The sequence below is a fragment of the Ollibium composti genome, from assembly GCF_004801285.1.
Classification (GTDB): Bacteria; Pseudomonadota; Alphaproteobacteria; order Rhizobiales; family Rhizobiaceae; genus Mesorhizobium; species Mesorhizobium composti.
In genome coordinates, this window is record NZ_SSNY01000019.1 from 1 (window position 1) to 26,313 (window position 26,313).

At 61.8% G+C, this 26,313-nt stretch carries 19 protein-coding genes; 10 read left to right on the forward strand and 9 right to left on the reverse strand.

All coding sequences use genetic code 11. The annotated features are described in order from the left end of the window. Positions 1-726 precede the first annotated feature (726 nt). Positions 727-1,422: a helix-turn-helix transcriptional regulator gene (locus tag E6C48_RS21600; protein ID WP_136360263.1), complete on the reverse strand. Its 696-nt coding sequence runs from the start codon at positions 1,420-1,422 to the stop codon at positions 727-729. Positions 1,423-1,519: 97 nt separating this feature from the next. Between E6C48_RS21600 and E6C48_RS21605 the strand changes: the two genes are divergently transcribed. Then, positions 1,520-1,918: a VOC family protein gene (locus tag E6C48_RS21605; RefSeq protein WP_136360264.1), complete on the forward strand. Its 399-nt coding sequence runs from the start codon at positions 1,520-1,522 to the stop codon at positions 1,916-1,918. A 472-nt stretch (positions 1,919-2,390) separates the two neighbouring features. Here the strand turns inward: E6C48_RS21605 and E6C48_RS21610 are convergent, their stop codons facing one another. Then, positions 2,391-3,053 carry a response regulator gene (locus E6C48_RS21610; RefSeq protein WP_136360265.1) on the reverse strand — a complete coding sequence of 221 codons (663 nt, stop codon included), beginning with the start codon at positions 3,051-3,053 and terminating at the stop codon, positions 2,391-2,393. After that, entirely contained in the window at positions 3,046-4,272 is a 1,227-nt protein-coding gene (locus tag E6C48_RS21615) for a sensor histidine kinase (RefSeq protein ID WP_168734619.1), read from the reverse strand. Before E6C48_RS21615 ends, E6C48_RS21610 begins: the two co-directional genes overlap by 8 nt. A 444-nt stretch (positions 4,273-4,716) precedes the next feature. On the opposite strand from E6C48_RS21615, the gene E6C48_RS23145 reads away from it, so the two are divergent. The 4 genes from E6C48_RS23145 (at position 4,717) to E6C48_RS21635 (ending at position 17,594) form a co-directional block, all read left to right on the forward strand. Further along, positions 4,717-12,039, forward strand: a complete 7,323-nt coding sequence (locus E6C48_RS23145; RefSeq protein WP_136360267.1) for a peroxidase family protein — start codon at positions 4,717-4,719, stop codon at positions 12,037-12,039. A 74-nt stretch (positions 12,040-12,113) separates the two neighbouring features. Next, positions 12,114-13,883, forward strand: coding sequence for a type I secretion system permease/ATPase (locus tag E6C48_RS21625; RefSeq protein ID WP_136360302.1), 1,770 nt, complete (start codon positions 12,114-12,116; stop codon positions 13,881-13,883). Next, positions 13,880-16,258 (forward strand): cadherin-like domain-containing protein, encoded by a 2,379-nt coding sequence (locus E6C48_RS21630; RefSeq protein WP_136360268.1) that lies wholly within the window; start codon positions 13,880-13,882, stop codon positions 16,256-16,258. Before E6C48_RS21625 ends, E6C48_RS21630 begins: the two co-directional genes overlap by 4 nt. Before the next feature lie 25 nt (positions 16,259-16,283). Beyond that, positions 16,284-17,594, forward strand: a complete 1,311-nt coding sequence (locus E6C48_RS21635) for an HlyD family type I secretion periplasmic adaptor subunit (RefSeq protein ID WP_230978904.1) — start codon at positions 16,284-16,286, stop codon at positions 17,592-17,594. Between the two features lie 111 nt (positions 17,595-17,705). Here E6C48_RS21635 and E6C48_RS21640 read toward each other — a convergent pair whose 3' ends face one another. From E6C48_RS21640 to E6C48_RS21655, 4 genes are all read right to left on the reverse strand, one after another. After that, on the reverse strand, positions 17,706-18,422 hold the full coding sequence (locus E6C48_RS21640) for a LuxR C-terminal-related transcriptional regulator (RefSeq protein WP_136360270.1): 717 nt from the start codon (positions 18,420-18,422) through the stop codon (positions 17,706-17,708). A gap of 8 nt (positions 18,423-18,430) precedes the next feature. Next, a complete protein-coding gene (locus tag E6C48_RS23075) occupies positions 18,431-18,745 on the reverse strand; it encodes a uroporphyrinogen decarboxylase family protein (RefSeq protein WP_330998655.1) in 315 nt (104 codons plus the stop codon). 258 nt (positions 18,746-19,003) lie between these two features. After that, positions 19,004-19,756, reverse strand: coding sequence for an SDR family NAD(P)-dependent oxidoreductase (locus tag E6C48_RS21650; RefSeq protein WP_136360271.1), 753 nt, complete (start codon positions 19,754-19,756; stop codon positions 19,004-19,006). A gap of 135 nt (positions 19,757-19,891) precedes the next feature. Further along, entirely contained in the window at positions 19,892-20,722 is an 831-nt protein-coding gene (locus E6C48_RS21655) for an alpha/beta fold hydrolase (protein ID WP_136360304.1), read from the reverse strand. Between the two features lie 471 nt (positions 20,723-21,193). On the opposite strand from E6C48_RS21655, the gene E6C48_RS21660 reads away from it, so the two are divergent. Both E6C48_RS21660 and E6C48_RS21665 read left to right on the forward strand, forming a co-directional pair. Continuing rightward, complete coding sequence (locus tag E6C48_RS21660; protein ID WP_206086549.1) at positions 21,194-21,475, forward strand: GNAT family N-acetyltransferase; 282 nt, start codon at positions 21,194-21,196, stop codon at positions 21,473-21,475. A 33-nt stretch (positions 21,476-21,508) separates the two neighbouring features. Next, positions 21,509-21,934 (forward strand): DUF1810 domain-containing protein, encoded by a 426-nt coding sequence (locus E6C48_RS21665; RefSeq protein ID WP_136360273.1) that lies wholly within the window; start codon positions 21,509-21,511, stop codon positions 21,932-21,934. Positions 21,935-22,080: 146 nt separating this feature from the next. Here E6C48_RS21665 and E6C48_RS21670 read toward each other — a convergent pair whose 3' ends face one another. Both E6C48_RS21670 and E6C48_RS21675 read right to left on the reverse strand, forming a co-directional pair. Next, complete coding sequence (locus E6C48_RS21670; protein ID WP_136360274.1) at positions 22,081-23,334, reverse strand: cytochrome b; 1,254 nt, start codon at positions 23,332-23,334, stop codon at positions 22,081-22,083. A gap of 144 nt (positions 23,335-23,478) precedes the next feature. Beyond that, complete coding sequence (locus E6C48_RS21675; RefSeq protein WP_136360275.1) at positions 23,479-23,943, reverse strand: carboxymuconolactone decarboxylase family protein; 465 nt, start codon at positions 23,941-23,943, stop codon at positions 23,479-23,481. Between the two features lie 232 nt (positions 23,944-24,175). Between E6C48_RS21675 and E6C48_RS21680 the strand changes: the two genes are divergently transcribed. From E6C48_RS21680 to E6C48_RS21690, 3 genes are all read left to right on the forward strand, one after another. Continuing rightward, the gene (locus tag E6C48_RS21680) at positions 24,176-24,796 is read left to right on the forward strand and encodes a glutathione binding-like protein (RefSeq protein ID WP_136360276.1); all 621 of its coding nucleotides are present in this window, start codon (positions 24,176-24,178) and stop codon (positions 24,794-24,796) included. A gap of 145 nt (positions 24,797-24,941) precedes the next feature. Further along, positions 24,942-25,682, forward strand: coding sequence for a sensor histidine kinase (locus E6C48_RS21685; RefSeq protein ID WP_136360277.1), 741 nt, complete (start codon positions 24,942-24,944; stop codon positions 25,680-25,682). A 215-nt stretch (positions 25,683-25,897) separates the two neighbouring features. After that, positions 25,898-26,194 carry a DUF1344 domain-containing protein gene (locus E6C48_RS21690; protein ID WP_136360278.1) on the forward strand — a complete coding sequence of 99 codons (297 nt, stop codon included), beginning with the start codon at positions 25,898-25,900 and terminating at the stop codon, positions 26,192-26,194. The last annotated feature ends 119 nt before the right edge of the window (positions 26,195-26,313 follow it).

A 26,313-nucleotide genomic window follows, 5' to 3' on the forward strand; every position in this document is an offset into this window, starting at 1 on the left:
GCACAGGCCGCAACGAGCAAGAAGGAGAAAGCCGCCCCTTGACCAAAACCTAAGACCCAAACCATACATGAAGGCGGGTCACTTCTCGGCGAAAATCCCGGGTCAGCTCTCAGCGGAAATCAACATCCTGCGGTCACACCCGACTCATCGAGGCCAGCGTGGGCGCCCCACAAGCAGACGCGGACAGGTGCCGACCCTGGCTCCATGCTCATCGGTGGAGTTCAATGACACGCCAGCGGCGGCCGGGCCGCAGCAATGTCCCCGTCATTCGTCCAGGCCCTGCCCTTTCGGCGCCGACCGCCGCCGCCCGCGCCCATCCGCTCGCACCGCATCTCGGCCGGCAACGGTCGCGGCCGCCGACCAGGCGGGCATTTTTCCGGCGACGGCGAGGCCTGCCTCCCACCCAAGCGGCCGGCCCGGCTCTGCGCCGCATCGTCCGACGCCCGCTGGCGCAGGTGATGGCGTCTTACGCGCCTCGTCACCGCCAACAGGGTGCGGCCTCTCCCTTCCATGCGCCCCCGCAGGCGGAGCAGGGATTCTAGCGCACACCGCGGGGCGCGGGAAACGGTGAGTGGATCAACCGTCGGGACGATCGTCTGGGCGCTGCTGGGCGCCATGCAGCACGCGCAGGATCCGCACCGCCTCGCCGGTCGCATTCTCACGCATCTCCGATCGAGCAAACCCTCAAACGGAGTGGTGAGCAGACCGGAAGCTTATTGCATTGCGCTAGGGAAAGCGGGCGTTCGCCTCGCGCCAACGTTGCCAGCGGAGGCGTAATTCGCCTTGGCGGAGGCCATTGGTTTCGTCGAGCATCTCGGCCTCGACGATCCGGTCGGTGCGGAAATGTCGGAAATTCTGACGCAACTCGCACCATGCGACCAGCAAGCGGCTGGTCTCGGCATAGCCAAGGATCACCGGCCACACCGTTCGCTGCGTTTCCTCACCAACCTCGGACCGGTAGCGCAGCCGCAGTTTCACACCGTTGCGGATCGCTGATCTGAGCATCGAAGCATCGACATGTTCATCGGGCTCTCCGATCGTTGGTTTCGCGCCCACGCTCGGCTCGATGATGAAGGGGCGCAGACGCTCGGGGACGACGGCGGCGATCTTTGCGACCACATCGCGGGCCGCGCTGGAAAGAACCTTGTCGGAACGGCCTGCTACCCATTGCGCTCCGAGCATCACCGCCTCGATCTCATCGGGTGTCAGCATCAAAGGCGGCATGTCGTAATCGGAGGCGAGCAGATAGCCAAAACCCGCCTCACCCTCGATGGGAACCCTCTGACCTATCAGGTCGGCGACGTCGCGGTACACCGTGCGCTTTGATATTTCGAGTTCCTCCGCCAACGCTGCCGCCGTCACCGGTCGGGATGATCGGCGGAGGATTTGTATGATCTGAAACAATCGGTCGGCGCGACGCATTGTATTTTGACTCCTGTTGCCAGGATGGTGGCAACAGGCTTGGGCGACAAGACCTTTCGCAACGCCGCAGCTTGCGGCCCATTGAAAGGACAAAGGCATGAAGTTCGCCTCCACACGTCTAATTGCAGCTGACATGAAGGCCATGGTTCTCTTTTATGAGAAGGTGACGGGTCAAAAGGCGGACTGGCTTGCGCCTATGTTCGCCGAAATCGTCACTCCGACGGCAACGCTTGCTTTTGGCAGCGCCGAGACGGTGGCGCTGTTTAAGGCGGGAAGTGCTGAGCCCGCCGCCAATCGTACGGCTGTCATCGAATTCCAGGTCGATGACGTAGAAGCCGAGTTCGCGAAATTGAAAGATGACGTGGAAGTGGTGCACGCGCCGAAGTTGATGCCCTGGGGCAACTGCGCGGCGCAGATCCGCGACCCTGAGGGCACGCTTGTGGGTCTGTATACGCCGGTAACCGACGCGGCAAAGCAGCGGTTTGGTTCGCGATAGGGGCCGCGAGAGATTATCACGCACGATGGCTCGGCTCTTACCTTGTCCTGCTTGAGGGCCTTCGGTAAACGATCGCTTCTCGGATCGCCTGAACGGGCTGTTGAGTGGCCGCGTTGAGGTGGGTTCTGCCAATACACCGATCACGGCGCGCGTCGCGACCCGGAACGGCTCGACATGGGGTTGGACGGCCTGGCAGGTTTCGGGTGACTATGCCGGGAAAGCTGCCCTTCTTCTGGCTAACGAGCTTCGGCAGCATTGCGCCGCCATTCCGGTCGTCTAACCAGACTCTGGCTTTGCCTGAAAGCGGACGCTCGAAACGGGCCGAGAAGTGGGTCGGCTTCGTGTACATGTCGGTTATAGAAGCAAACTTGTCCCCGTCCAGAAGTCGACCTCGCGGTGATCATTCTGGAAGTCGTCATCGCAAAAATGCTGAAATCCGCATAGGAAACCGGAATGACCAACTTGGCGGCGCTTAGTTGGAAGTCTTGTTTCGGTCATGTGATTTTCTCCATTCCCGCTCTGCCACCAGCGTTGCTTCGACCCTGTTGCGGACTTTCAGTTTGGCAAGAACGTTCGTGACATGAGCCTTAACGGTTCTTTCGGTGATGCCAAGTCGCCGGCCAATCTCGGCATTGCTGAGCCCCGAGGCCAGAAGCCTCAGCGTCCGTTCCTCCCGATCAGTCAGGGCTGAAAGAAGTGACGGCGCCGGCTTTTCGAGCGAGTTTGCAATCAGCCGCCTGGTGAGATTGGGCGAAACGAATGCATCGCCTTCGAGGGCGCCCTTCACGGCGCCGATGAGTTCGGCTGCCTTGACCCCCTTAAGCACGTAGCCGATGGCGCCGGCGCCCAATGCTCCCATGACGTGCTCGTCCTTTTCCGATACCGTCAGCATCATCACCTTGGGCGCGTTCTTCAATTCAAGGATCGTTCTTGCCGCCTCTATCCCGCCGCCGGGCATATTCACGTCCAGAAGCATGATGTCCGGCTTCAGCCGAGAAGCGAGTTCACAGGCTTCCTGGCACGAACTTCCTTCGCCCACGACTTTCAAATCCTTGTCAAGTTCGAGTGTCTGGATCACGCCGGCCCTGAACAGCGGATGGTCGTCGACGACCACAATGGTGGATTGCCTACGCATTCTTTTCGGCCTCGGCGACGTCGAGTTTCATTTCCACCCTTGTTCCACCGTTGGACTTGCTGCTGATCGTCACCGTGCCGCCGAGGCTTTCCACCCTGTCGCGCATTCCGGCAAGACCAAGACCGGCTTCACGGGCAGATTGCCAGCCCTCCCGCTCACCGCCTTCGTCCTCGACCGAAAGTGTCAGCACCCGGTTCTTTATCTTGCACGAAACGGTCTGACCTCGCCCACCCGCATGCTTGAAGGCGTTGTTCAGCCCTTCCTGGATAAAGCGGTAGACGCATATCTTGACTGCGTGCGGGAAAGCCTTCTCGGGAAGATCGCAGTCGACGGCGGCTTTGGTACCGGTGTGCTTCTTGTGAGCGGACACGGCCAAGTCTACGACTTCGCAAAGAGGGAGATCCTCTATTTCCGGTAGCATCAATCCTTTGGAGATCGTCCTGATCTCACGAATGGCCTCGCTCAGCGCGGTTTCCATCGAGGCGAGGTTTTCCTCACGTTTGGCCGTGGTCCTGGCGCGGCGGATGTGCTCCACCTTCAGCGCGGCCAGTCCCACCAATTGGGCCGGGCCGTCATGCAGTTCCGCGCCGACATTGCGCAGATATCTGGCGTTCAACTCCGCAAGGCGGCTCGACGCCCTCTGGGCCCGTTCTTTGAAGACCCTGTTCTGTTCAGAAATCTGCTGTACAGCACGGATGTTGTCTCTCAACTTTTCCTGCTGGGTGGCTATGGTTCTGCTGCCGCGATAGACGATGCTGACCAGACTTGCCATCAACAGCAGCGTCAGTGCCGCCGTCACCAGCCACGTCTGCAGCCGGACATGAAACAGCCGTCGCTCGATCGCGCCGGGATGTTCGTGGATTTCGGCGACTGCCACGATCCGCCCCGAGAGATATTCCCGAACCGGAACGTAGATCTCCAGATACGCCTTGTTGAAGTGACGTATGGTATGTTCCTCGGCATCGAGGTCGGCATAGCGCGACGCCACCTTGCCGCCCAGCGCCTCAAGAAGGCCCTCGGGAGGCGGGAATTTCTTTCCGATCAACTCCTTGGTCCTGGAATAGGCGACGAGGCCTCCCGGTTTCCATATCTCCAGGTGGGGGAATCTTCCTTCGAATGCATCGGAATCCAAGAGGCGGTCAAGCGCGCCGGACGCCTCGGGCGACAGAATATCCGACGTGGCCAGTTCCTGGAGATGCGGAGACAGGAAGCTGTCCATGAAGAGTGCCGTCGAGGTCGCCGTGTTCTCGACTGTCGCCCTGGTTACTATCCCTGATGTGATGAAGCCCGCCAATGCGGCGGCCAACACCATAACCAGCCCCCCGGACAAGGCAAATTGCCTGGAGAGACTCCATGGACGATCCTCCGGGCGAGTCGCCCCGCCATGTGGTGCGGACATTGCCATACCATCCCCCAAGCCGACAATTTAACCCGGCGTGACAAGTCTGGACATGGCCGAAGGTCCAATCAACACATGTATCAAAGTACATGTGGTCTTTCGATCCATGGTACTGCACGCGCCAAACTTTCTGCCGTCGCAATTCGCCAAACCTTTGGCAGTTACCGACCAGGCCAGGTTCAGTCACCCTTGCAGGCAATTTAGGCAAACCCTGCCGAAGAACGGCGATGGGGATGTGCACACCAGCGCAAGGGGAGCAGCGTCATGGTCAATATCGTCAAGCACGATCTCGAATTCATTCTCAAGCAGATCAAGATCGCCGAGCGGCACGCGGCCGGGGAAGACCTTCACGCGCTGGTCGCGGAGGCAGGTGGCGTCGACCCGAATTCGCCCGCATCGCCGCAGATTCACCTGCTTCCCTACGGGTTGCGTACCGTCGACGGCAGCTACAACAACCTGCTGCCGGGGCGCGAGGAATGGGGCGCGGCGGACCAGCAATTCCTGCCGGCGACGGCCCCGTCCTTCCGTGAGGGCAGCGGCACGTTGCCGCCCGGCTATCCGACCAACAACGACTATGGGGTCCCCGGCAACGTCGTCGACGCCGAACCAAGGCTGATCTCGAACCTCATCGTCGACCAGACGCTCGACAATCCGGCCGCCATCGTCGCCGCTCTGGAACATGCCGGCGTGACAGGCCTGGACCAGGCCGTGGCATTGCAGGAGATCCGCGACGCGCACACCATCCTGAAAAGCCTCAATCCCAACGCCGGACCGGCCTACGCCACGCAGAAGACGATCCTCGACGGGCTGCTCGACCAATACGGCATCCAGATGGACGGCCCGACGATCTTCCTGCCCAACGTTTCGCCCGACATCGGCGATTCCGCATCCTTCAGCTCGATCTTCACCCTGTTCGGGCAGTTTTTCGACCACGGCCTCGATCTTGTCGCCAAGGGCGGCAACGGCACGGTGTTCATGCCGCTTTCGGAGGACGATCCGCTCTACAACCCCGCGAGTCCGCACACCAACTTCATGGTGCTGACGCGCGCCACCACGGGCGACGGGGCCAGGAACTCAACAACACCATGGGTCGATCAGAACCAGACCTACGGCTCGCACGCCTCCAAGCAGGTATTCATGCGCGAGTATGAGGTCGGCGCCGACGGCAAGCCGGTGCCCACCGGCCTCCTGCTGGAAGGTGCAGGCGGCGGTCTTGCCACGTGGGCCGACGTGAAGGCGCAGGCGAGAGACGTCCTCGGGATCGAACTGACCGACGCCGATGTCGGCAACATCCCGCTGATTGTGGCCGACGAGTACGGCAATTTCATTCCCGGCGCGAACGGTTACCCCCAGGTCGTAGCCGGCCTCGGGGACGACGGAATTTTCGGGACAGCCGACGATGTGCTCGTCGAAGGAAACCCCGCTGCTCCAGTCAACCCGACCGCCGTGGGCGCGTTCCGCACGGGGCACGCATTCCTGGACGACATCGCCCACAATGCCGTGCCTGTCATCACGGCAGGCCAGTTGGCGCCGGATTCCGATGGCGATGCCGGCAATGCCGTCGCCGTCGACAATCGGGGCCAGAACACCGAATACGATGATGAACTGCTCGACGCGCACTTCATCACCGGCGACGGGCGCGGCAACGAAAACATCGGGCTGACCACCATCCACCACATCTTCCATGGCGAGCACAACCGCATGGTGGAAGAGACCAAGCGCGTCGCCATCGAAGCGGCCGAAGCCGGTGACCTCGCATTCCTGAACGAATGGCTGCTGGTCGACGTGGCGGAGGTTCCGGCCGACCTTTCGACGCTGATCTGGGATGGCGAGCGCCTGTTCCAGTCGGCGCGGTTCGTCACCGAAATGGAATACCAGCACCTCGTGTTCGAGGAATTCGCGCGCAAGATGCAGCCGGACGTCGACGCCTTCCTGTTCGAGCCCGACCCGGACATCAACCCGGCGATCTTCGCCGAGTTCGCCAATGTCGTCTATCGCTTCGGCCATTCCATGCTGAACGAAACGGTCGATCGTGTCGGTGCCGATGGCACACAGGACCACATGTCGCTGTTCGACGCGTTCCTCAATCCGATCGCATACGACCAGGACGGCACGATTACCCATGAGGCGGCGGCGGGCGCGATCCTTCGCGGCATGAGCGCCCAGGTCGGCAACGAGATCGACGAGTTCGTAACCAACACGCTGCGCAACCAGCTTCTCGGCATTCCACTGGACCTTCCCGCGATCAACATAGCGCGCGGCCGCGACACCGGCATGCCGACCCTGAACGAAGCGCGCGAGCAGTTCAGGGCGATCGCCGGCGGCGACAGCCAGCTCGACCCCTACACGAGCTGGACCGACTTCGCGCTGAACCTCAAGAACCCGGCCTCCATCGTCAACTTCATCGCCGCATACGGAACGCATGAGCTCATCGCTCGCGAAGCCTCGATCGAGGGCAAGCGCGCGGCGGCGATGTCGCTCGTTTTCGGCACGACGGAAACCTTCTGGGATCCGATCGCCAGTGCGATGAAGACGATCGCTCCCGCGGCCGATCGGGGCGATTTCCTGAACGGCACGGGCGCCTATGCCGACGGTCTCGGCGGCCTGAACGGCGTCGACCTGTGGATGGGCGGCCTGGCCGAAAAGAAGATGGATTTCGGCGGCATGCTAGGCTCCACCTTCTCCTTCATCTTCGAATTGCAGATGGAGAACCTGCAGGACGGCGACCGCTTCTACTACCTGTCGCGCGTCCAGGGCCTGAACATCCTGTCGGAACTGGAAAGCAACTCGCTCGCCAAGATGGCGCTGCGCAACACCGACCTGGAAGAGACCGGCACGGCTATTCCAGGCGATATCTTCTCGCGGCCGGATCGCGTGCTCTACATGGATATCGCCAAGCAGATCGCCATGACCGGGCTGGGCGATCCGACGCACGACAATCCCTATCTCGAGGCCGTTTCCAGGCTGGTCGACCGCCAGGACAGGGACGGTGACGGCGCCACCGACTACATCCGTTACAACGGTGGCGAGCACGTCGTCATCCAGGGAACGGACGGCGACGACCATATCGTCACCGGCGAGGGCGACGACACGATATGGGGCGGGGATGGCAACGACCGGCTTGAGGGCGGATACGGCGTCGATCATGTCCACGGCGGTGCCGGCGACGACATCATCACCAACGCCGGTACCGATATCGGCGCGATGGACTTCCTCCATGGCGAGGAGGGTAACGACGTCATCCATGGCGGCAGCGGCCTGTCGCTGGTCTTCGGCAACCAGGGCAACGACTTCCTGATCGCCGGCCCCGACGGCAAGACCGTGATGGGCGGCATCGGCGACGACTTCATCATGGGCGGCGACGGCATGGATTTCCTCCTCGGCGAGGCCGGCGACGACTGGATGGAAGGCGGCGGTCGCTTCGACACGCTGGCGGGCGAGAATTCGGAGTTGATGTTCAACTCCACCATCCAGGGCAATGACGTGCTGAACGGTCAGCAGGGCGACACGGACTACGACGCCGAAGCCGGCGACGACATCATGTTCCAGGGCGTCGGCATCCAGCGCAGCAACGGCATGTCGGGCTTCGACTGGGCGATCCACAAAGACGATCCGGTGGCCGCGAATTCCGATCTCGGCATCCCGATTTTCGCCAACCAGGAAGCCTTTATCCTGCGCGACCGCTTCGACCTTGTCGAAGGCCTGTCCGGCTGGAAGCACGACGACGTCCTGACTGGGCGCATCGTTCCCGTGAACACGCGGGTCGAGGCGACCGGCACGGCCGCGATCCCGGCGCCGGGATCGCCGCTCTACCAGTACTCGAACGCCCTGTTGGAAAAGAACGTCGCGCTGATCGACGGTCTCGACGACCTGGTCGTGCATTTGCAGCGCTATGTCGAGGTCGGCATGGACGGCAAGGCGGAGACGGTCGTCATGGATACGGCCGACGCATCCGACATCCTGCTGGGCGGCGGCGGCAGCGACCGCATCAAAGGTCTGGCCGGCAACGACGTCATCGACGGCGACAAGTGGCTGAACGTCCGCATCCTCATCACGCATGAAAGCGTTCGCTATACCGCCGACGGCATGACCAAGAAGGTCTATCTCGAGAGCGACATGGTCAACGGTGCGCTGGTCGAGAACGCGGCTGCGCAGTTCGGCGGCCTGGGACTCGACTCGCTGATGCTGGCTGGCACCCTTAATCCGGGCCAACTCCAGATCGTACGCGAAATCGTCGACGGCAATGCCGAAGGCGACATCGATACGGCCGTGTTCACCGGAATCCGCGGGAGCTACGGTTTCGGCGTCAATACCGACGGCAGCCTGTATGTCGACAACGCGCCGGCGGCGAGCGACGACACCGATGTGCTCGGCGACAATATCGAAGGCGTGACGGAAAAGCCGGTCCTCGACGGTCGTGACACTGTGCGCAACATCGAGCGGCTTGAATTCACCGATCTCACCATGAACGTCATCGAGGGAACGGCTGCCGGCGAGACGCTGAACGGCGACGAGGCCGGCACCGGGTTGATCCATGACGTCCTGATGGGCTTCGGGGGCAACGACACGCTGAACGGCGGCGCGGGCGACGACGTGCTGATCGGCGGCAACGGCAACGACACGCTGCGCGGGGGCGCGGGCGACGACATCTACGTCTTCGGCCTCGGGGACGGCAACGATCGCATCGAGGAAACCGCCGGCAACGACCGCATCAGCTACGCGCTCGCCGGACAGGCGCTTTCCAGCCTCAACTTCAGCAGGACAAATGCCAACGACCTGCGGATCGAACTGAACGGCCAGGTTCTGACGGTGGCCGGTCACTTCGCCAATCCGGCGGCGGCCGTCGAGACGCTCACCTTCGACGGGGGCAGCTATGGCGGCTACGACCTCTATCTGGCGGACGACGAGGGCGACGAGGTCTTCCGGGGCACCTATGCGCTCAACACGGGCACCGGCGCCGTCCTCACCGCCGAAGCGGGCGTCAATACTATTCTCGCCGATCTCGGCAGCAACGTCTCCACGACCCTTACCGGCGACACCGGCAACGACATGCTGTTCGGCAACGGCGGCGCCGACACGCTGAACGGCGGCGCGGGCGACGACCTGCTCGTCGGCGGCAGCGGCAACGACACTTATGTTGTCGACGACCTCGGCGACACGGTGGTGGAACTCGAGAACGGCGGACGCGATACGGTGCAGACGTCGCTCGCGACCTACCTGCTCGACGCCGATGTCGAGAACCTGACCTCCACCGGCACCGGCGACTTCACCGGCGCCGGCAACGAGCTGGACAACGTCGTGACAGGCGGTGTCGGCAACGACAGCCTTTATGGTGGCGAAGGCGCGGACAGGCTCGTCGGCGGCGAAGGCGACGACCTGCTCGACGGCGGCGACGGCGACGACATCCTCAACGGCGGCGACGGTAATGACGCGATCAAGGGCGGTGCCGGCAACGACACCATCAATGTCGGCGCAGGTTTCAACACCATCGTCTATGACGAAGAAAATTTCGGCGACGATGTGGTGGCGAGCTTCGACGCCAATGCCAATGGCGGCGGCCAGGACAAGATCGATCTCAGCGGGCTGGGCATCACCGATGCCGATTTCGCATCGCGGGTTTCGATCAGCTCGGACGGTTCCAATACGCGGGTTGAGGTCGCTGGAGGCTCGATCACTCTGAGCGGCGTGACCGGAGCCGGTCTGAATGTCATCACCCGCGCCGACTTTGTCCTTGCCGGGGAAACGCAGGTCAACGGCACGGCAAATGGCGAAACGCTGAATGGCACCTCGGGCGCCGACATCATTCTTGGCCATGGTGGCGACGACACGATCAACGGTCTTGCCGGAAACGACGTGATCGACGGTGGCGCCGGCGATGACGTCTCCAACGGTGGCAGCGGCGACGACACCATCCATTGGAACGCCGCGACGGGCGGCTGGGACGTGATCGACGGCGGCTCGGAAGGTATCGCCGGCGACACGTTCGTCATCACCGGTGACGACAACTACGAGATCTTCCGCTTCTACCCGGCGGAAGATGCCGAACTCGTCATCCCCGGACTGGCCCTCAAGGGCACAGCCACCGAAATCGTGGTGACGAGGTCGACGGTCGTGAACGGCGTCGAAGGCGCGCCGCAGGTGATCGCCGAACTCGCCGAGATCGAGGAGATCGTCGTCAACGGAACGCCCGCCGACGGCGCGGGGGACGCCGGCGGTGACCGCTTCGAACTGATCGGCGACTTTGCCGAGCAGGGCGAGGAAACCAGCCTGCGCCTGAACACGGTCACCATCATCGGTTCGGAAGGCAATGATACGGTCGACATCTCCGGCCTGCTTTCCGCCCACCGCATCGTCTTCAAGACCAACGGCGGCAACGACACGATCATCGGCACGCTGCGTCCGCAGGACGTGGTCGAGCTGCCGGAAGGCACGGCGGTCGAAGACTACGAAGTCGTCTCCAACGATAACGGCACCACCACGCTTGCCAGCGAGGGATACTCGGTCACCTTCCTCGCCAACAACGGGATGCCGCAATTCGTTTCCGGCACCGGAGACAGCGACGGCCACGCACCGCCGGTCGGGACGGAGGCCGAGGCCCCTGTCGGCCAGGACGACGACGACCAGGGAATCGACGACGGCCACGATCACGAAGACGACGATCATGACCATGATGACGACCACGACGACGATCACGATGACGATAATGACGATCATGGCCACGACGACGATGCCGGGGACGGCGACGAAGACGGCGATGCCTGCGGCACCGGCGACGACTCGACCAACGTTCCTGTCGCGGCCATCGTCGGCACGGCCCGAGCGGACACGATCATGGGGCTTGGCGGCCGCGACGTGATATTCGGTGGTGCCGGGGATGACGACATTCTCGGCGGCGGTGGGGCCGACATGCTCTACGGCGACGGCGGCAACGACCGTATCCTGGGCGGTAACGGCGACGATTTCATCAACGCGGGTGCCGGCCGCGACACCGTCTTCGGCGGCAATGGCGACGACCTGATCGTGGCCGAGCAGGGCGACGGCGACGACACCTACTACGGCGACGACATGGTCGGCGGCTCGGGCAAAGACACGCTCGACATGTCGGCAATCACCGCCGACATCGTCGCCGACCTCGGCACCGGCTTCATGGGCCACGGCAGCGTTTCCAGCATCCAGACCGGAAACGATACGATCTGGGGGATCGAGAACATCGTCACCGGCTCCGGCAACGACACGGTTACCGCGAGCGGCGCCGTAAACGTGATCGACGGCGGAGCCGGCAACGACACCTTCCGTTTCCTTTCAGCCGCCGACGGCGACGGCGATACGATCATGGGCTTCCAGCCGGGCGACAAGATCGACCTCAGCGGCATGGACGCCAATGGATGCGCTGCAGGCAACCAGGCATTCACCCTGGTGTCTGATGCCTTCACCGGGGCAAGGGGAGAACTGATCCTCTCGCATGAGGTCCGGGACGGCGAGGACTACACGGTCGTGCAAGGCAACACGTCTGGCGGTTCCGAAGCTGACTTCAAGATCAGCATCAAGGGATCGCACGACCTCACAGCCAGCGACTTCAACCTCTAGCGCAGCCCCTCCCTGGGCAGGAAACGCATTCCTGCCCAGGGACGGATACCTCAATGGACATTCCGGGGGATGCCATGCGTTCCAGCGATTCGATCACGGCGGCAAAACGCAAAAGCGTGGAAAAGCTGACAAAGGGCTTCAGGAGCATCTTCCTGTTCCTGTTCACGGTATCGGGCATCATCAATATCCTTGCCCTGACCGGCGCGTTCTACATGCTTCAGATATACGATCGTGCCTTGACCAGCGGTAGCGTCCCGACGTTGCTCGCCATTTCGGTCCTTGCAATCGGGCTCTATTTCTTCCAGGGCCTGTTCGACATCATACGATCGCAGATTCTCGTGCGTGTCGGTGCGCGGCTCGACCGGAAGGTCGCTCCCATGGCGCATCGGGTTGCCATCGACATGCCGCGCTTCGGTTTCTCGACCGCCGAGGCGCTCGAACGCGGCAGGGATGTTGACACCGTACGCGGCTTCCTCGGCAGCCAGGGGCCGATGGCCCTGTTCGACCTCCCCTGGATGCCGCTTTTCCTGGCTTTCGTCTACATCCTGCATCCATGGCTCGGAGCCTTGACCTTCGGCGGGGCCTTCGTCCTGACGGTCATCACGATCATCACCGAACTGATGACGCGGCGGCTGAGCGGTGCCACGCACCAGGCGGCGGTTACCCGCAACGCCATTGCCGATTCCAACGCCCGCAACGCCGACATACTGAAGGCGATGGGGTTTGCCGGGCGCGCCGTGGCGCGGTTCGGCCGCGCCAACGACGAACATCTGGAACTGCAGACCAGGACCAACGACATCAGCGGCACCTTCGGCGCCCTATCGCGGGTGCTGCGGATGATTCTTCAATCGGCCGTCCTCGGATTGGGCGCCTATCTCACCATCGGGGGCGAGCTTTCCGCCGGTGCCATCATCGCGGCCTCGGTTGCATCGGCGCGCGCGCTGGCGCCCATCGACCTGGCCATCGGCAACTGGAAGAACGTCGTTTCAGCGCGCGCCGCGTTCGGGCGGCTCAAGGAAACCGCGATGGCGCTGGCCGACGGCGCGGAACCGATGGAACTGCCGCGGCCGGCGTCCACTCTCAAGGTCGAGAACATCACTGTCGCAGCACCGGGCTCCGGCCGCGTGCTGCTGAGCGAGGTCGGCTTTGAGCTGAAGGCGGGACAGGCACTCGGGATCGTCGGGCCAAGCGGCGGCGGCAAGACCACGCTGGTGCGCGCCCTGACCGGCATTTGGCCGACCCTGCGCGGCAGCGTACGGCTGGACGATGCCGAACTGTCGCAATGGGACGACGAGGCGCTCGGCCGGTTCGTCGGCTATCTGCCGCAGGAAGTGGCGCTGCTTGACGCCACGATCGAGGAAAACATCGCGCGGCTTGAGGAGAAGCCGGATGCGCGCGCAATCGTGGAAGCGGCCAAGGCGGCGGGCGTGCACGAGATGATCGTGCGCATGCCGGAGGGCTACCGCACCGAGCTAGGACCGTTGGGCACCGCTCTCTCCGGGGGGCAGAGACAGAGGATCGGGCTGGCCCGCGCTCTCTACGGCAATCCGTTCGTCGTCGTCCTCGATGAGCCGAATTCGAACCTCGACGGAGAAGGCGAAGCGGCCCTGACCGCCGCGATCGAAGGCGTGAAGAAGCGCGGCGGCATCGCCATCGTCATCGCCCATCGGCCGAGCGCGCTTGCAGCGGTCGATCTCGTCGCGGTTGTCCAGAACGGTCGGATGACCGCCTTCGGGCCCAAAGATGAGATCATCGGGCCGGTGGACCGGAAGGATACGACCTCAGGCGCTACGCAGTCCCGGAAGGAGGCGCGGCCGCGAATGTCCGCGCGCGTGCTGGCATGATGATCGACGTCAAGGGCACCAAGACCCAGCCGCAGGAAACCGATCCAGCGCAGCGCTACGTGTTGAAGCACACGGAGCGGAGATCGAAATTTCCTGCGATCTTCGGCATTTTCCTCGTGGGAATTGCCGTCTACCTGAAATCGATTTTCCCGGGTCGTGCGGCCAATCCGGAAGAGGCAGGGCCTTCAGCGGAAAAGGAACTGGACAGCCAGGATGAGGCGAAACTCGCTCAGACCGAGCTGGAGACGCCTCCGGTCCTGGACGACAAGCCGACGGGAACGGTTCCCGGGCCGCAGGCGCCCGGTGGCGGCGGCAGGCTGATCGATCTGGCGCCGCCCGCCGAATTCGTGATGATCGAACCGCCGACGGTGGAAAACTTCCGGGTACCGGATCCCGAGGGATGGTGGAGAAAATTCCAGCCGCTGAATCTGGAAGCCCTGCCGGCCAATGACAACACGGATCTGGCAGCGCACCCTGCAAACGAAAATTCCGGTGGTGACGATCCGCAGAATTACGGTGGCGGTGGTCGGGATGACGACGAAGATATTTCCGATGGCACCGACGCGGCCGGACCAGACAACCAGGAGCCTGATCCGCCTCGCGGCGAGGAAGAAGCGTGCGTGGAAGAGCCGAACGAGCCCTGCGAGGCCCCCCGTGCGCCGAACCGTGCGCCGCGCATTTCCGGCCCCGTCTATCTGATGGATATCACCGGCTGCGCCATCCTTGCCGTCGCGCTCTCCGACCTGCTGCGCAACGCGATGGATCCGGACGGCGACGTGCTCGCAGTGAAGAATCTTACGGTATCGTCCGGTACTCTTTCCCCGTCCGGCGACGGTTGGATATTCCAAAGCGAGCCTAAGCTGCTCGGCCCGGTGACCATCACCTACGATATCACCGACGGGCAATTTACGGTCGCGCAGACCGCGCATTTTTCCGTGGGCCGTTCCTATGTCGGCGGCACCGACGCGGACGACCTGCTGCTTGGCACGATGTGCGCCGACGACGTGGAGGGTGGCGCCGGCGACGACAACATGGACGGGCGCGCCGGCGACGACATTATGAGTGGTGGCGCCGGTAACGACCACATCGTCGCCGGATCGGGCGACGACACCGTGTTCGCAGGCGACGGTGACGACATCGTTTTCGGCGGCCGGGGCAACGACCACATCTCCGGCGGGGCAGGCAGCGACCGGCTGTATGGCGAAGAAGGCGACGACGTGATCTTCGGCGATGCCGGCGACGATGTCATTTCCGGTGGAGAGGGCAACGACCTCTTGTTGGGAGGCACCGGCAACGACACTATCGCTGGCGGCGCCGGGAATGACACGATCCTGGGAGAAGAAGGCGACGACATTCTTGCCGGCGGCTCCGGCAGTGATTCGATCGACGGGGGCAGCGGTAACGACTGGATAGAGGGCGGTAGCGGCAACGACACTGTCGTGGACGGTCCAGGTAATGATCTCGTCTGTGCAGGGGTGGGAGACGACACGGTCGTCGCCTCAGCCGATGGAGACGCGGATGTCTACGATGGCGGCGAAGGGCTGGACACGCTCGACTATTCTGCTGCCACCATGGCGGTGTCGGTCGATCTATCGGCAAAGACTGCCATGGGCGCAGATATTGGCGAGGATACGGTTTCCGGATTCGAATCCGTCATCGGAGGAGCCGGCGACGATGACCTGGCCGGGACCGAGTGCGGCGACATCCTTCAAGGCAACGAGGGCGATGACCTCTTGCTCGGCCGAGGCGGTGACGACACGCTTTTCGATGGCCACGGCAGCGACACCGTTCGCGGCGGCGACGGAGACGACACGGTTGTTGCAGCGATCGATCGCGCCGACGACTTTTATGACGGCGGTGCCGGTTGCGACACGCTCGATTATTCTGAAGCCACGGAGGGCATCAGAATCGACCTGACAATGGCGACGGCCTGCAGCGTGGAGATTGGCGAGGATTCGATTTCCGGCTTCGAAACGGTCATCGGCGGGGAAGGCAACGATCATTTTGTCGTCGGCGAGGATGCCGCCGTTCTGGTCGGCGGAGACGGCGCCGATATTTTCGAGTTTGTTGAGCCGGAGAATGCCGGAACGAACGGTCCGGTCATCCACAAGGTCATGGATTTCGAGATCGGCGACAGGATCAGAATGTCCAAATACGATCTCTTCGAAGAGGTTCTCGACGATCTGGAGGACCGCTTCGAGGACATTTACGGCGACAGTTTCGACGATGACGATGTCCCGATACGCATCAGCCGCGATTGGGTCGAGGACATGAAGCGGACGGTGATCGAGGCCGATCTTAACAGGGACGATGTCTATGAAACGACGGTCACCATGCAGGGCCATCATGTCCTGGTGATCGTCGAGAATGCGTGAACCGGCGAACAAGAGGACGCTCGAGATGGTCAGGAAATCGTTTGAGAACCGAGAATCCGCTTTCAGGATCGGCCGCCGGGTTTTCGCCGGCGTGGCGTTCAGTGTCCTGCTTGTCGCCGGAGCCGGCGGTTGGGCCGCGACGGCGCAATTGACCGGAGCCGTCATCTCCCAAGGTTCGGTGGCGGTGGACCAGAAGCTCAAAGCCATCCAGCACCGAGACGGAGGCATCGTTTCGGAAATCGCCGTCAGGGAGGGGGATTTTGTCCGCAAGGATCAGGTTCTGATCCGGCTCGATGATGCTCAGACCAGGGCAGAACTATCCATCGTCAGGTCGCAGCTGATCGAGTTGGTGGCCAGAAAGGCGCGGCTTCTGGCGGAGCGGGACCTCCTCGACGCGGTCGAATTTCCCGACCGGCTGGATGTGACAGTTTCCGATGTCGCCTTCATCGTCAACGGCGAGAAACGTCTTTTCGCGGGTAACCGCACCAATCGCGACAGCCAGAAGCAGCAACTGGAGCTCGGAATCCGGCAGATAGAGGAAGAAATCAAAGGACTGGAGGCCCAAAGGGCTTCAAAGGACGACGAGATCGCGTTGCTGGAGGTCGAGCACGGTAAGCTGAAAGGCCTTGCAGACAAGAACCTGATCGAAAACACGCGCGTTTACACCTCCAATCGGGACAGGGCACGTCTGCTTGGCGAAAGCGGCGAAATCGATGCTGCGATGGCGAGAGCCAGGGCTCGTCAGAGCGAGATACGGCTCCAGATAATCTCCATAGACGAAAGTGCACGGACCGAAGCCCAGCGGGAACTCAGCCTCGTCGAAACGAGAATATCGGAGCTGTACGAACGAAAGACTGCTATCGAGGACCGGCTTTCACGCACAGATATCCGGGCTCCGATATCCGGCTTCGTGAATGAACTCAACATCCATACGCTTGGCGGGGTCATCACGCCCGCCGAAGTTCTCGTCACGATCGTTCCGGCAGACGCCAGGCTCAAGATAGAGGTGAGGCTGGCCCCTGCAAGCATCGACCAGGTTTCCGTTGGTCAGGCGGCACGATTGCGTTTTTCCGCCTTCAACCAACGCACGACGCCCGAACTGAAGGGGGAGGTCATCCACGTTTCGCCAGCCACAAGCCATGATCCCGCCACCGGGGAAATCTATTACATGGGCGACATAAAAGTAACGCCGGAAGAACTAGCGAAACTCGGGGACGAAACGTTGTTGCCCGGCATGCCCGTGGAAGTCTATGTGACGACCGAGCAGCGAACGGCGCTCTCCTACCTGGCCAAGCCGATCACCGACCAGTTCAACAGGGCTTTCAGGGAGCGGTGAGGTCGAGTGTACTCGACCCGCCTGCATCCTTGCTTTTCTCGGCCGCGCCTGCCTGGTTTCAAGAAGATGCGGTTCTCTCAATGTGAGAAAGTGCGCCGATGAGGCTGGGCATCAATTGACGAAATGTGCCTCGACCGCAGGTCCGGTTCGCATAGCAAGAGCAAGTTCGAGCCTGTTCTTGGCATTGAGCTTTTGCATCAGGTGGTGCATGTAGTGCTTTATCGTCTTTTCGCTGAGACCAAGCGTTTCGGCGATCTGCCGATTGGTTCTACCCTTCAACAACAGCCCGGCGATCTGTTCTTCCCGAAAGTTCAATCGCTGCTGTCGCATTGTTTTTTTTCGGATCGCCGCAGCTCGGAGGGAGACGATGACCTTTGTGGCGATCTTTGGGGAGATAAATGTATCTCCGTCTGCGATGGCCTGAACCGCGCTCGTCAGTTCTTCCGCTGTAGCTGTCGTGCAGACGTAGCCGGCGGCCCCTGCCTCGATTGCTCGTACGGCAAAGTCGACACTGCTCGTAGATGCAAAAACGAGAACCTTTGTATCCGGGCAAACTTCGCGAATCCTTGAAACCGTCTTCAGTCCGTAATGTTGATCCCCGCAGTCCAGTATTATCAGGTCTGGATTGTTTAGGAGAGTATCTTCTATCTTCTCTGGCGCAGGAAGAATGGCATCGGTCAATCGACAAGACTCTAGCGCACCAAAGATGCGGATGAGCGCTTCAAGCATGAGCGGTTGATGATTGATCAGCGCAATTTTTTTCCTAATTAGCAAGTTATCTACCCCAAAGCCCAAGTGGGATAGTAAAAGTTTGTCGAAATTTCGCAATGCTAGACTTAACGAGTGGTTAACATCCAAAAGGATGAGGGAGCATTTCGCGTTGCAGGAATATTTAAGATGGCCGCTGCAGCATATTGAGGTGAGTTATACAAGCTCAGCATGCCTCCAGCGGCTTCCCGCATGACATGGTGTTCCGGCAAGTAACAGCCTGCCTGAAGCATTAGCCAGATCGGGGGCGTTCGGTTCGCTCTCCTGCCATCGCACGCACGAGTAGCTTTTTTGAAGAAGGTATCGTCAGGCTCTCTAGCTATGCTTAATCTTCTGCTGGATAGACGGGATGGTCTATAAATTGTCGGCCCTGTGGCGATAATCTCGAAAACCCGGCAGCTTCAGCCATCTCAGCGTCCGGTTTAAGAGGCGTCATTCATAATGATAGACGGCCATAATGAGAGTCGGGAGCTGCACGGCAGCTAGCCCATGACCGCTCTCCAGAACCAGCCGGTCTGGAATCGGCCCCCGAGCGGCCTAAATGAATCGTTGCCGCTGCGGGTCTGCCCCCGGCCTGGGCATGGTCCAAGGCTCGGCGATGCCGCAGCCTGCTAGCGTCGCCGGCGAGGCCCGTTCTTCGCTCACGTCAGGGCGAGGCCTCCGTCGACCGTGATCACTTGTCCGGTGATCCAGTTCGAAGTCGGGTCCGAGAGGTGAATGATCCAGCGCGCGATGTCGTCGGGTACGCCGCGTCGCTTGAGGGGAATCTGTTCACGTTCCGCTTCCTCGACAAGCGCGGCCTGTTCCGGCGAAAGACCCATCATTCCGGTCAGCGCGCCGGACTCGGTCGGGCCTGCGGCGACGGCGTTGACGCGGATACCCCGCGATGCCAGTTCGAGCGCCCAGCAGCGGGTCAGGTGCTCCAGAGCGGCCTTGCTCGCGGCGTAGTGCGAAAGATCTGCCCCCGGCTTGTGGCCGAACGTGCTCGACACGTTGACGATCGTCCCCGCCGTTTTGGAAAGATGCGGCAGGGCCTCGCGAGCCAGAAGGCTCGGCCCGACGACATTGACGGCAAGGATTTCCCTGATGTGGTCGGCTGTGACGTCGGCCAAGGGCGCTAGGGCGCCGGCCCCCGCATTGTTGACGAGGATATCGAGGCGGCCCCAGGTCTTCACGGCCTTTGCGACGCTGTTGGCGGCATCGTTCGGTTCGGCGACGTCGGCGACCAGCCCAATGATGTTCTCATGGGCCGCTGCCACCCGCTCCAGTGGTTCGGAACGGCGCCCGGTAATGACGACTCGCGCCCCCTGGGCGGCCAGGGCCAGCGCTACGGCGCGTCCGATACCTGAGCCGGCACCCGTAACGAGAGCGACCCTGTCCTTGAATGTCGACATGAAGTGTTCCTTGGTTTGTTCGACGCGGTCGAGAAGATGACGTGGCCGATCGTCCAGAATTCGAAAATTGGGACGATCGCCAGCCGCCAGGAGGACAGACGACTGGCGATCGGGCTTCGGGAAAGGATCGGGAGCCTAGCGGCGGATGAATGCGAGGATGTCGTCGTTCACCAGATCGGCGTGCGTGGTGCACATGCCATGCGGCAAGTCCTCGTAAACCTTGAGCTTTCCGTTCTTCAACAGCTTAGCCGAAAGTGGTCCCGAGTCAGCGAAGGGCACGATTTGGTCGTCCTTGCTGTGCACGACCAGCGTCGGCGTTTCAATGAGCTTGAGATCCTCGGTGAAGTCGGTTTCCGAGAATGCCTTGATACCCTCATAGTGGGCTTTGGCGCTGCCCATCATGCCTTGGCGCCACCAGTTCTGGATGATGCCGGGTACTGCTTCCGCCCCCGGCCGGTTGAAGCCGTAGAAAGGACCCGAAGGAAAGTCGATGTAGAACTGCGCGCGGTTCGTCGCGAGAGAATGGCGCAACCCGTCCAGCACCTCGATCGGCAACCCGCCAGGATTAGCGACCGTTTTGACCATGATCGGCGGCACCGCGCCGATTATGACGAGCTTGGCAACCCGCTCTTTGCCGTGGCGGGCGACGTAGCGGACAGCCTCGCCTCCGCCGGTGGAATGTCCGATATGGATGGTGCTCCTGAGGCCGAGATGCTCGATCACGGCGGCAACATCGGCGGCGTAATGATCCATGTCATGGCCGTCGCTTACCTGGGCCGATCGACCATGGCCGCGACGATCGTGCGCGACGACGCGGTAGCCCTTGCCGAGGAAGAACAGCATCTGCGCGTCCCAGTCGTCGCCGCATAGCGGCCAACCGTGGTGGAAGACGATCGGCTGGGCGTCCTTCGGCCCCCAGTCCTTATAGAAGATCTCGGTGCCGTCCTTGGTGGTGATGATGCTCATGGTGATTGATCCCTGGTTTGGTTGGTGAGGAGAGAGGGTTTGTTCGCTTCCCGACCGGGCGAGTACGGGCAGCGCGCCTGCCAGCGTCGCCGTGACCGCGCCAACCAGAACATCGCGGCGCGATGCGCGGACCGTCGGAAAGACGTTGTTTCGCATTGACCTTGTCCTTGTCCGGATACGCGGGGCGAACGCTGGATTGGCCGCGGCGCACGTCGATCCGTTGGCGGCCGACGGTGGAAAGGATGGGCCAAGGCCGCCCATCAAGCCATCCGACACAGGTGTCTGTCAGTTAGTGCGAAGGTCTATGTCGTGCCTTTGGGTGGGACAGGAGGACACGCCACCTGTGTGGTCCGCCCTGATCCTCCATCCAGTCGCGCGCGCAGCCCTGCGGATTTAACGTCCTCGACAGCATAATTTGCCCGGCATCGGCGGATCGCCAAAGGCCGGGACGTCAGGATATCGAGGTCGGAAATGGACGCAAGGATTCAGGAAAACAGGCAACTCCATCGTTTCGAGTTGCCGATCTCAAAGGGGCTGTTCGCCGCCGCCTATTATCGGATGGAAGATGGCCGCATCGTGTTGTTCCACACGGAAGTTCCTTCGGAGTTCACCGGTCGGGGTATCGGTTCGTGCCTGGCGCAGGGCATTTTCGACCTGCTCCGCGCATCCGGGCGCAAGGCGATCCTGAGATGCCCCTTTATGAGCCGGTTCTTTGCCAACCACCTGGACTATCTGGACGTGATCGCCGGGTAGCCGCTCATGACACATTGGCATCTACGGTCAGACATGGCCGATGAATACGATCTGCGCCGGTTCATCCGGGCCCAGGCTCCCGTGTACGAGAAGACACTCGGTTGCCTTCGCAGGGGGACCATGGAGTCGTCCTACATGAAGTTCATTTTCCCGCGACTGGCCACAGGACACGACCTTCCCGGGCACTATGCGATCTCGTCGCTCGATGAAGCCAGGGCATATCTGTCGTCTCCCCTTCTGGGAGGACGCTATCGGGAATGCGTCGGAGCGCTTCTGCCATTGTTCGCCGCCGACGTGCTGGCCGTTTTCGGCGAGGCCGATGCGAGAGATCTGCACGCTTCGCTCACCCTGTTTTCTGCGGCAGCCCCTCGAGAATTTCTCCTCGAAACAATGTTCGAAGTCTGGTTCGGCGGCACGGTCGACGAGGGCACCGCCGTAGCGATAACCTGCATGTCATAGATGACGACAAGCATTTGGCCGCGCCAGCGGGAAAGCCTTCCGGGTCGACCATCCCGATCGATGCTGAAGGCGGCATTGCCAAAAGCAGGCCAGTTGATCTGGAACGACAATAGATGAGGTCGAAGCCGGATCGGGTATGAAAGGCTCTATTGGCGTTTGTCGCCAAGCACCGCCTCGGTGATCGAGTTGGGCAGGCGGCGCGGTGTCTCGATCAGGCCGAGAACCGGCATGACGATCAGGAAGAAGGCGAAGTAGAACAGCGTGGCAAGCTGCGCCATCAGCACGTAGGAGCCTTCCGCCGGACGGGAGCCGAGCCAGCCGAGCAGGATGGCATCGGCCGCGAACAGCCAGAAGAACAGCTTGTACCACGGCCGGTAGACGGCCGAGCGCACCTTGGAGGTGTCGAGCCACGGCACCAGGAACAGCATGGCGATGGCGCCGAACATGCACAGCACGCCGCCGAGCTTGGAATTGATCGGCCCGATGTTGAAGGTGATGGCGCGCAGGATCGCATAGAACGGCAGGAAGTACCATTCGGGAACGATGTGCGCGGGCGTCTTCAGCGGGTTGGCGACCGTGTAGTTGTCTGGGTGGCCGAGATAATTCGGGATGTAGAAGACGAAATAGGCGAACACGACGAGGAAGGCGGAAGCGCCGAACAGATCCTTCACCGTGGCGTGCGGCGTGAATGGCACCACGTCGGTCTTCGATTTCACCTCGATGCCGGTCGGATTGTTCTGGCCCACCACATGCAGCGCCCAGATGTGCATGGCAACCACACCCGTGAGCATGAACGGCAGCAGGTAGTGCAGGGCGAAGAAGCGGTTCAGCGTCGGATCGCCAACGGCGAAACCGCCGAGCAGAAGCTGCTGGATCCAGTCGCCGACCAGAGGAATGGCCGAGAAGAAGCCGGTGATGACCGTCGCGCCCCAGAACGACATCTGCCCCCAGGGCAGCACGTAGCCCATGAAGCCGATCGCCATCAGCAGCAGGAAATTGATACAGCCGAGTACCCACAGCAGCTCGCGCGGCGCCTTGTAGGAGCCGTAGTAGAGGCCACGGAAGATATGGATGTAGACGGCGATGAAGAAGAACGACGCGCCGTTGGAATGCAGGTAGCGCAGCAGCCAGCCGTGATTGATGTCGCGCATGACCCTTTCAACGGACAGGAAGGCGAGCGCGGTATCCGGCGCATAATGCATGGCCATGGCGACGCCAGTGACGATCTGAGCCGCCAGCATCATGGTGAGGATGCCGCCGAACGTATAGGCGTAGTTCAGGTTGCGCGGGACGGGATAGGCGATGAAGGAGCCGTGCACGAATCTCGGCAACGGCAGCCGCTGATCGAGCCAGCGCTCCCATGCGGCCCTCGGCGTATAGGGTGAATGGACAAAGTTCATCGGATCGTTCCTCGCTTGAGACGCTCCTCCGTTCATGCAGGGAAGCGTTGCGGGCCGCCCTCGTTGGGGGGCAGACGGGGCGGCCCGCAAGCAGAGCGGCACGAAACGGGGGAGGACGGGCCGTTTCGGGCCTGAGGAGGCAAATCAGGCGGCCGCTCTGTCTGTCTGCTGTACCGAGTGGACGGCGCGGGCCGCGATCTGCAGCCGGTTCCAGAGATTGATCGCGCCGATCATGACCGTCAGGTTGACGATCTCGGCCTCGCTGAACTGGCTCCTGACCAGTTCGTAATCGGCATCCGCGGCACCGGTCTCCTTGATGTTCGTGAGCGATTCCGTCCAGGCGAGCGCTGCACGTTCACGGTCGGTATAGAGCGGCGATTCCCGCCAGGCGTCGAGCATGATGATGCGCATGTCGCTTTCGCCGTTCTTGCGAGCATCGGTCGCGTGCATGTGGATGCACATGGCGCAGCCGTTGATCTGCGACGCGCGCAGCCGGACAAGTTCGCCAAGGCCGTGCTCGATCCCGCCGGCGCCGAGCGCCTTCTCGACGTCGAGCAGGGTTTTGGCGAGGTCGGGGGCGATCTTGAAGGGAGCGAAACGAGGCGTCATTTGCGGGTTCCTTGGTTGGAGTGAAGACGGACCGACTATGTCCGCCTTCCCGAGCGCCCTCTATCGTGCCCGAGGCTGCCTTTCCGCATACTTTGGTACAGGAAGATCTCCACCGACAGCGCGGAGCGGTTCGCCCCAAAGCCACATGGTTCGTCCCGTCTCCCATGCAGAATCGGAAGCGACGCGCATACCGCGTCTGATCCACCGTCCGTCGGAAGCGAGGAGACATTCCATGAAACTCTACTACAGCCCCCTGGCATGCAGCCTGGCAGACCACATCGCGCTTCTGGAAGCCGGTGTTCCGTTCGAGCGCGAAGCGGTCGACCTCAAGACCAAGCACACGGCGTCCGGAGCCGACTTCGCCACCGTCACGCGCAAGGGATACGTGCCAGCCCTTGTGCTGGACGGCGGCGAAATCCTGACGGAGAATATAGCCGTCCTCGACTGGATTGCCTCACAATATCCCGCTCTGCGCGCGGACGGCCCTCTCGGCCGTACGCGGACGCTCGAGGCCCTGACCTATATTTCCACCGAGATCCATCGAGCCTTCAAACCCATGTGGCATCAAGGTACGGAAGAGGACAAAGCCAAGGCGAGCCGTTCGATCGCCGTATTGCTGGACCTGTTCGTCGCCGGCCTGGAGACCGACTACCTGTTCGGCGACGCGCCCGGCGTCGCCGACTTCTACCTTTTCGTCATGCTCCTGTGGGCCAGGCGCTTCCGCGTTCCCGTTCCCAAGCCGCTCGAAGCGCTCCGGGTTAGAATTGCAACCCGGCCGGCCGTGCGCGCGGCGATGGAGCACGAAGGGCTTTTCCAGTCCCTGAGAGAAGCCAGCCGACCGGATGCCGGGTGAATTCCACCCATGCGGCCGTCGCGACGACCTGTACTGCGGTATGGCAGACCCGACCCCTTGATCCAATCGACCATGGTTCCGCTCACCCGTAGCGTTTTGCGGCATCAACTGCACGCCAGGCAAACGAAGGAACAAGGACTGCGCCATGCCGCAACTCGAACCGACCAAACCATTTCTCTCACCCTACGCCGGCGAGGCAGCTGCCTTGAAGCGCCGCGGTCTTCTGGAGAGCGCCGGCGTGGCTCACGAACTGGGCAATCTGATCCAGATCGCCTCGTCTGCGGTGAACATCATTGCGCGCGGTTCGCGGTTCGACGTGACGCCGACGCTGGAGCCGGTGATTTCGGGCGCAAGAGCTTCCCTTGATCGCGCCGGCACTCTCGTCAGGCAGTCGCTTCATCAGGCAGGCTGCGCCTCCACTGAACTCGGCCATGTCGACGTTGCGCACTCCTTGGCGGAGATTTTGGACCTGCTCCAACCGACATGGGCGCCGACGCATCTGATCGCTTTGGACGTTGGCGGTGGTCTGCCCGCGGTGAAATGCGAGCCCCTCGGATTGCAGAGCGCGATCCTGAATCTGGCGCTCAACGCCCGCGATTCGATGCCGAACGGGGGCACCATCACGATCGCGGCGGCCATGCTTATTCCGGATGAGGACAGGACGATGGTCGAGCTGAGTGTCGCGGACTGCGGAATCGGCATGACCGACGAAACCATGAAGCGTGCCTTCGATCCGTTCTTCACGACCAAGAGCGGTGGCCTCGGCGGTGTCGGCCTGCCTATGGTGAAGCGCTTCGTCGAGGGCGCAGGCGGCCAGATCAGGGTCTCCAGCATGCCGGGCGCCGGCACTACCGTAACGCTCCTCCTGCCGGCAATTCGGCGCTAGCGGTCTCGTCGGTCCGCTTCGGCAGGACGCCACTTCTCTATCGCCGGGTATTTACGACCATCAATTATGAGGACGAAGACCATAGGCTGTATCCAATCTCAACCTTGGTACAGTTTATAAAATTCCTCGAAATTATAAGTATATATACAGCAACATCAGCAATTAAATCATGAAGATGTTGCAACAATAATGATAATTCAAAATAGGAGAAGAAAATGCGTAAATTGATGTTCACTGCCCTGGTCTCTGCCGTCATGGCGGTGCCGACGGCGACGTTCGCTGCCGGCTTCACCACTTACGGGAAGATCGGAAGCCTGAATGCAAAGGCAAATACCGTGCGTCTGGTCAACGGCGACTCCTTCAGGCTGCCGTCTGGCGTCGATCTTGCGGGTTTCAGCGTCGGCCAGACGGTCAAGATCACCTGGAACACACAAAGTCCCAGTTCGATTGAAGTTGGACGCAACATGACGATATTCGAGCTGAAGGCCACAGGCATCAGTGCCGTGGATTGATTGTCGTCCGATCGCAGATGTCGATACGAAGGCAGAGCCGGTCGAAAGGCTCTGCCTTCGCATCAGGGTTCAAGCTGACTGATTGTCGATGCGTCTCGGGAGCAGCCCGTAACGCTCTA

What these genes read in the sequence shown, in the direction of transcription:
- E6C48_RS21600 (WP_136360263.1), bottom strand. Translation starts at nt 1,422, where the DNA reads ATGCGTCGCGCCGACCGATTGTTTCAGATCATACAAATCCTCCGCCGA.
- E6C48_RS21605 (WP_136360264.1), top strand. Translation starts at nt 1,520, where the DNA reads ATGAAGTTCGCCTCCACACGTCTAATTGCAGCTGACATGAAGGCCATG.
- E6C48_RS21670 (WP_136360274.1), bottom strand. Translation starts at nt 23,334, where the DNA reads ATGAACTTTGTCCATTCACCCTATACGCCGAGGGCCGCATGGGAGCGC.
- E6C48_RS21675 (WP_136360275.1), bottom strand. Translation starts at nt 23,943, where the DNA reads ATGACGCCTCGTTTCGCTCCCTTCAAGATCGCCCCCGACCTCGCCAAA.
- E6C48_RS21680 (WP_136360276.1), top strand. Translation starts at nt 24,176, where the DNA reads ATGAAACTCTACTACAGCCCCCTGGCATGCAGCCTGGCAGACCACATC.
- E6C48_RS21660 (WP_206086549.1), top strand. Translation starts at nt 21,194, where the DNA reads ATGGACGCAAGGATTCAGGAAAACAGGCAACTCCATCGTTTCGAGTTG.
- E6C48_RS21630 (WP_136360268.1), top strand. Translation starts at nt 13,880, where the DNA reads ATGATGATCGACGTCAAGGGCACCAAGACCCAGCCGCAGGAAACCGAT.
- E6C48_RS21655 (WP_136360304.1), bottom strand. Translation starts at nt 20,722, where the DNA reads ATGAGCATCATCACCACCAAGGACGGCACCGAGATCTTCTATAAGGAC.
- E6C48_RS21650 (WP_136360271.1), bottom strand. Translation starts at nt 19,756, where the DNA reads ATGTCGACATTCAAGGACAGGGTCGCTCTCGTTACGGGTGCCGGCTCA.
- E6C48_RS21615 (WP_168734619.1), bottom strand. Translation starts at nt 4,272, where the DNA reads ATGGACAGCTTCCTGTCTCCGCATCTCCAGGAACTGGCCACGTCGGAT.
- E6C48_RS21635 (WP_230978904.1), top strand. Translation starts at nt 16,284, where the DNA reads ATGGTCAGGAAATCGTTTGAGAACCGAGAATCCGCTTTCAGGATCGGC.
- E6C48_RS21625 (WP_136360302.1), top strand. Translation starts at nt 12,114, where the DNA reads ATGCGTTCCAGCGATTCGATCACGGCGGCAAAACGCAAAAGCGTGGAA.
- E6C48_RS21610 (WP_136360265.1), bottom strand. Translation starts at nt 3,053, where the DNA reads ATGCGTAGGCAATCCACCATTGTGGTCGTCGACGACCATCCGCTGTTC.
- E6C48_RS21685 (WP_136360277.1), top strand. Translation starts at nt 24,942, where the DNA reads ATGCCGCAACTCGAACCGACCAAACCATTTCTCTCACCCTACGCCGGC.
- E6C48_RS21665 (WP_136360273.1), top strand. Translation starts at nt 21,509, where the DNA reads ATGGCCGATGAATACGATCTGCGCCGGTTCATCCGGGCCCAGGCTCCC.
- E6C48_RS23145 (WP_136360267.1), top strand. Translation starts at nt 4,717, where the DNA reads ATGGTCAATATCGTCAAGCACGATCTCGAATTCATTCTCAAGCAGATC.
- E6C48_RS21690 (WP_136360278.1), top strand. Translation starts at nt 25,898, where the DNA reads ATGCGTAAATTGATGTTCACTGCCCTGGTCTCTGCCGTCATGGCGGTG.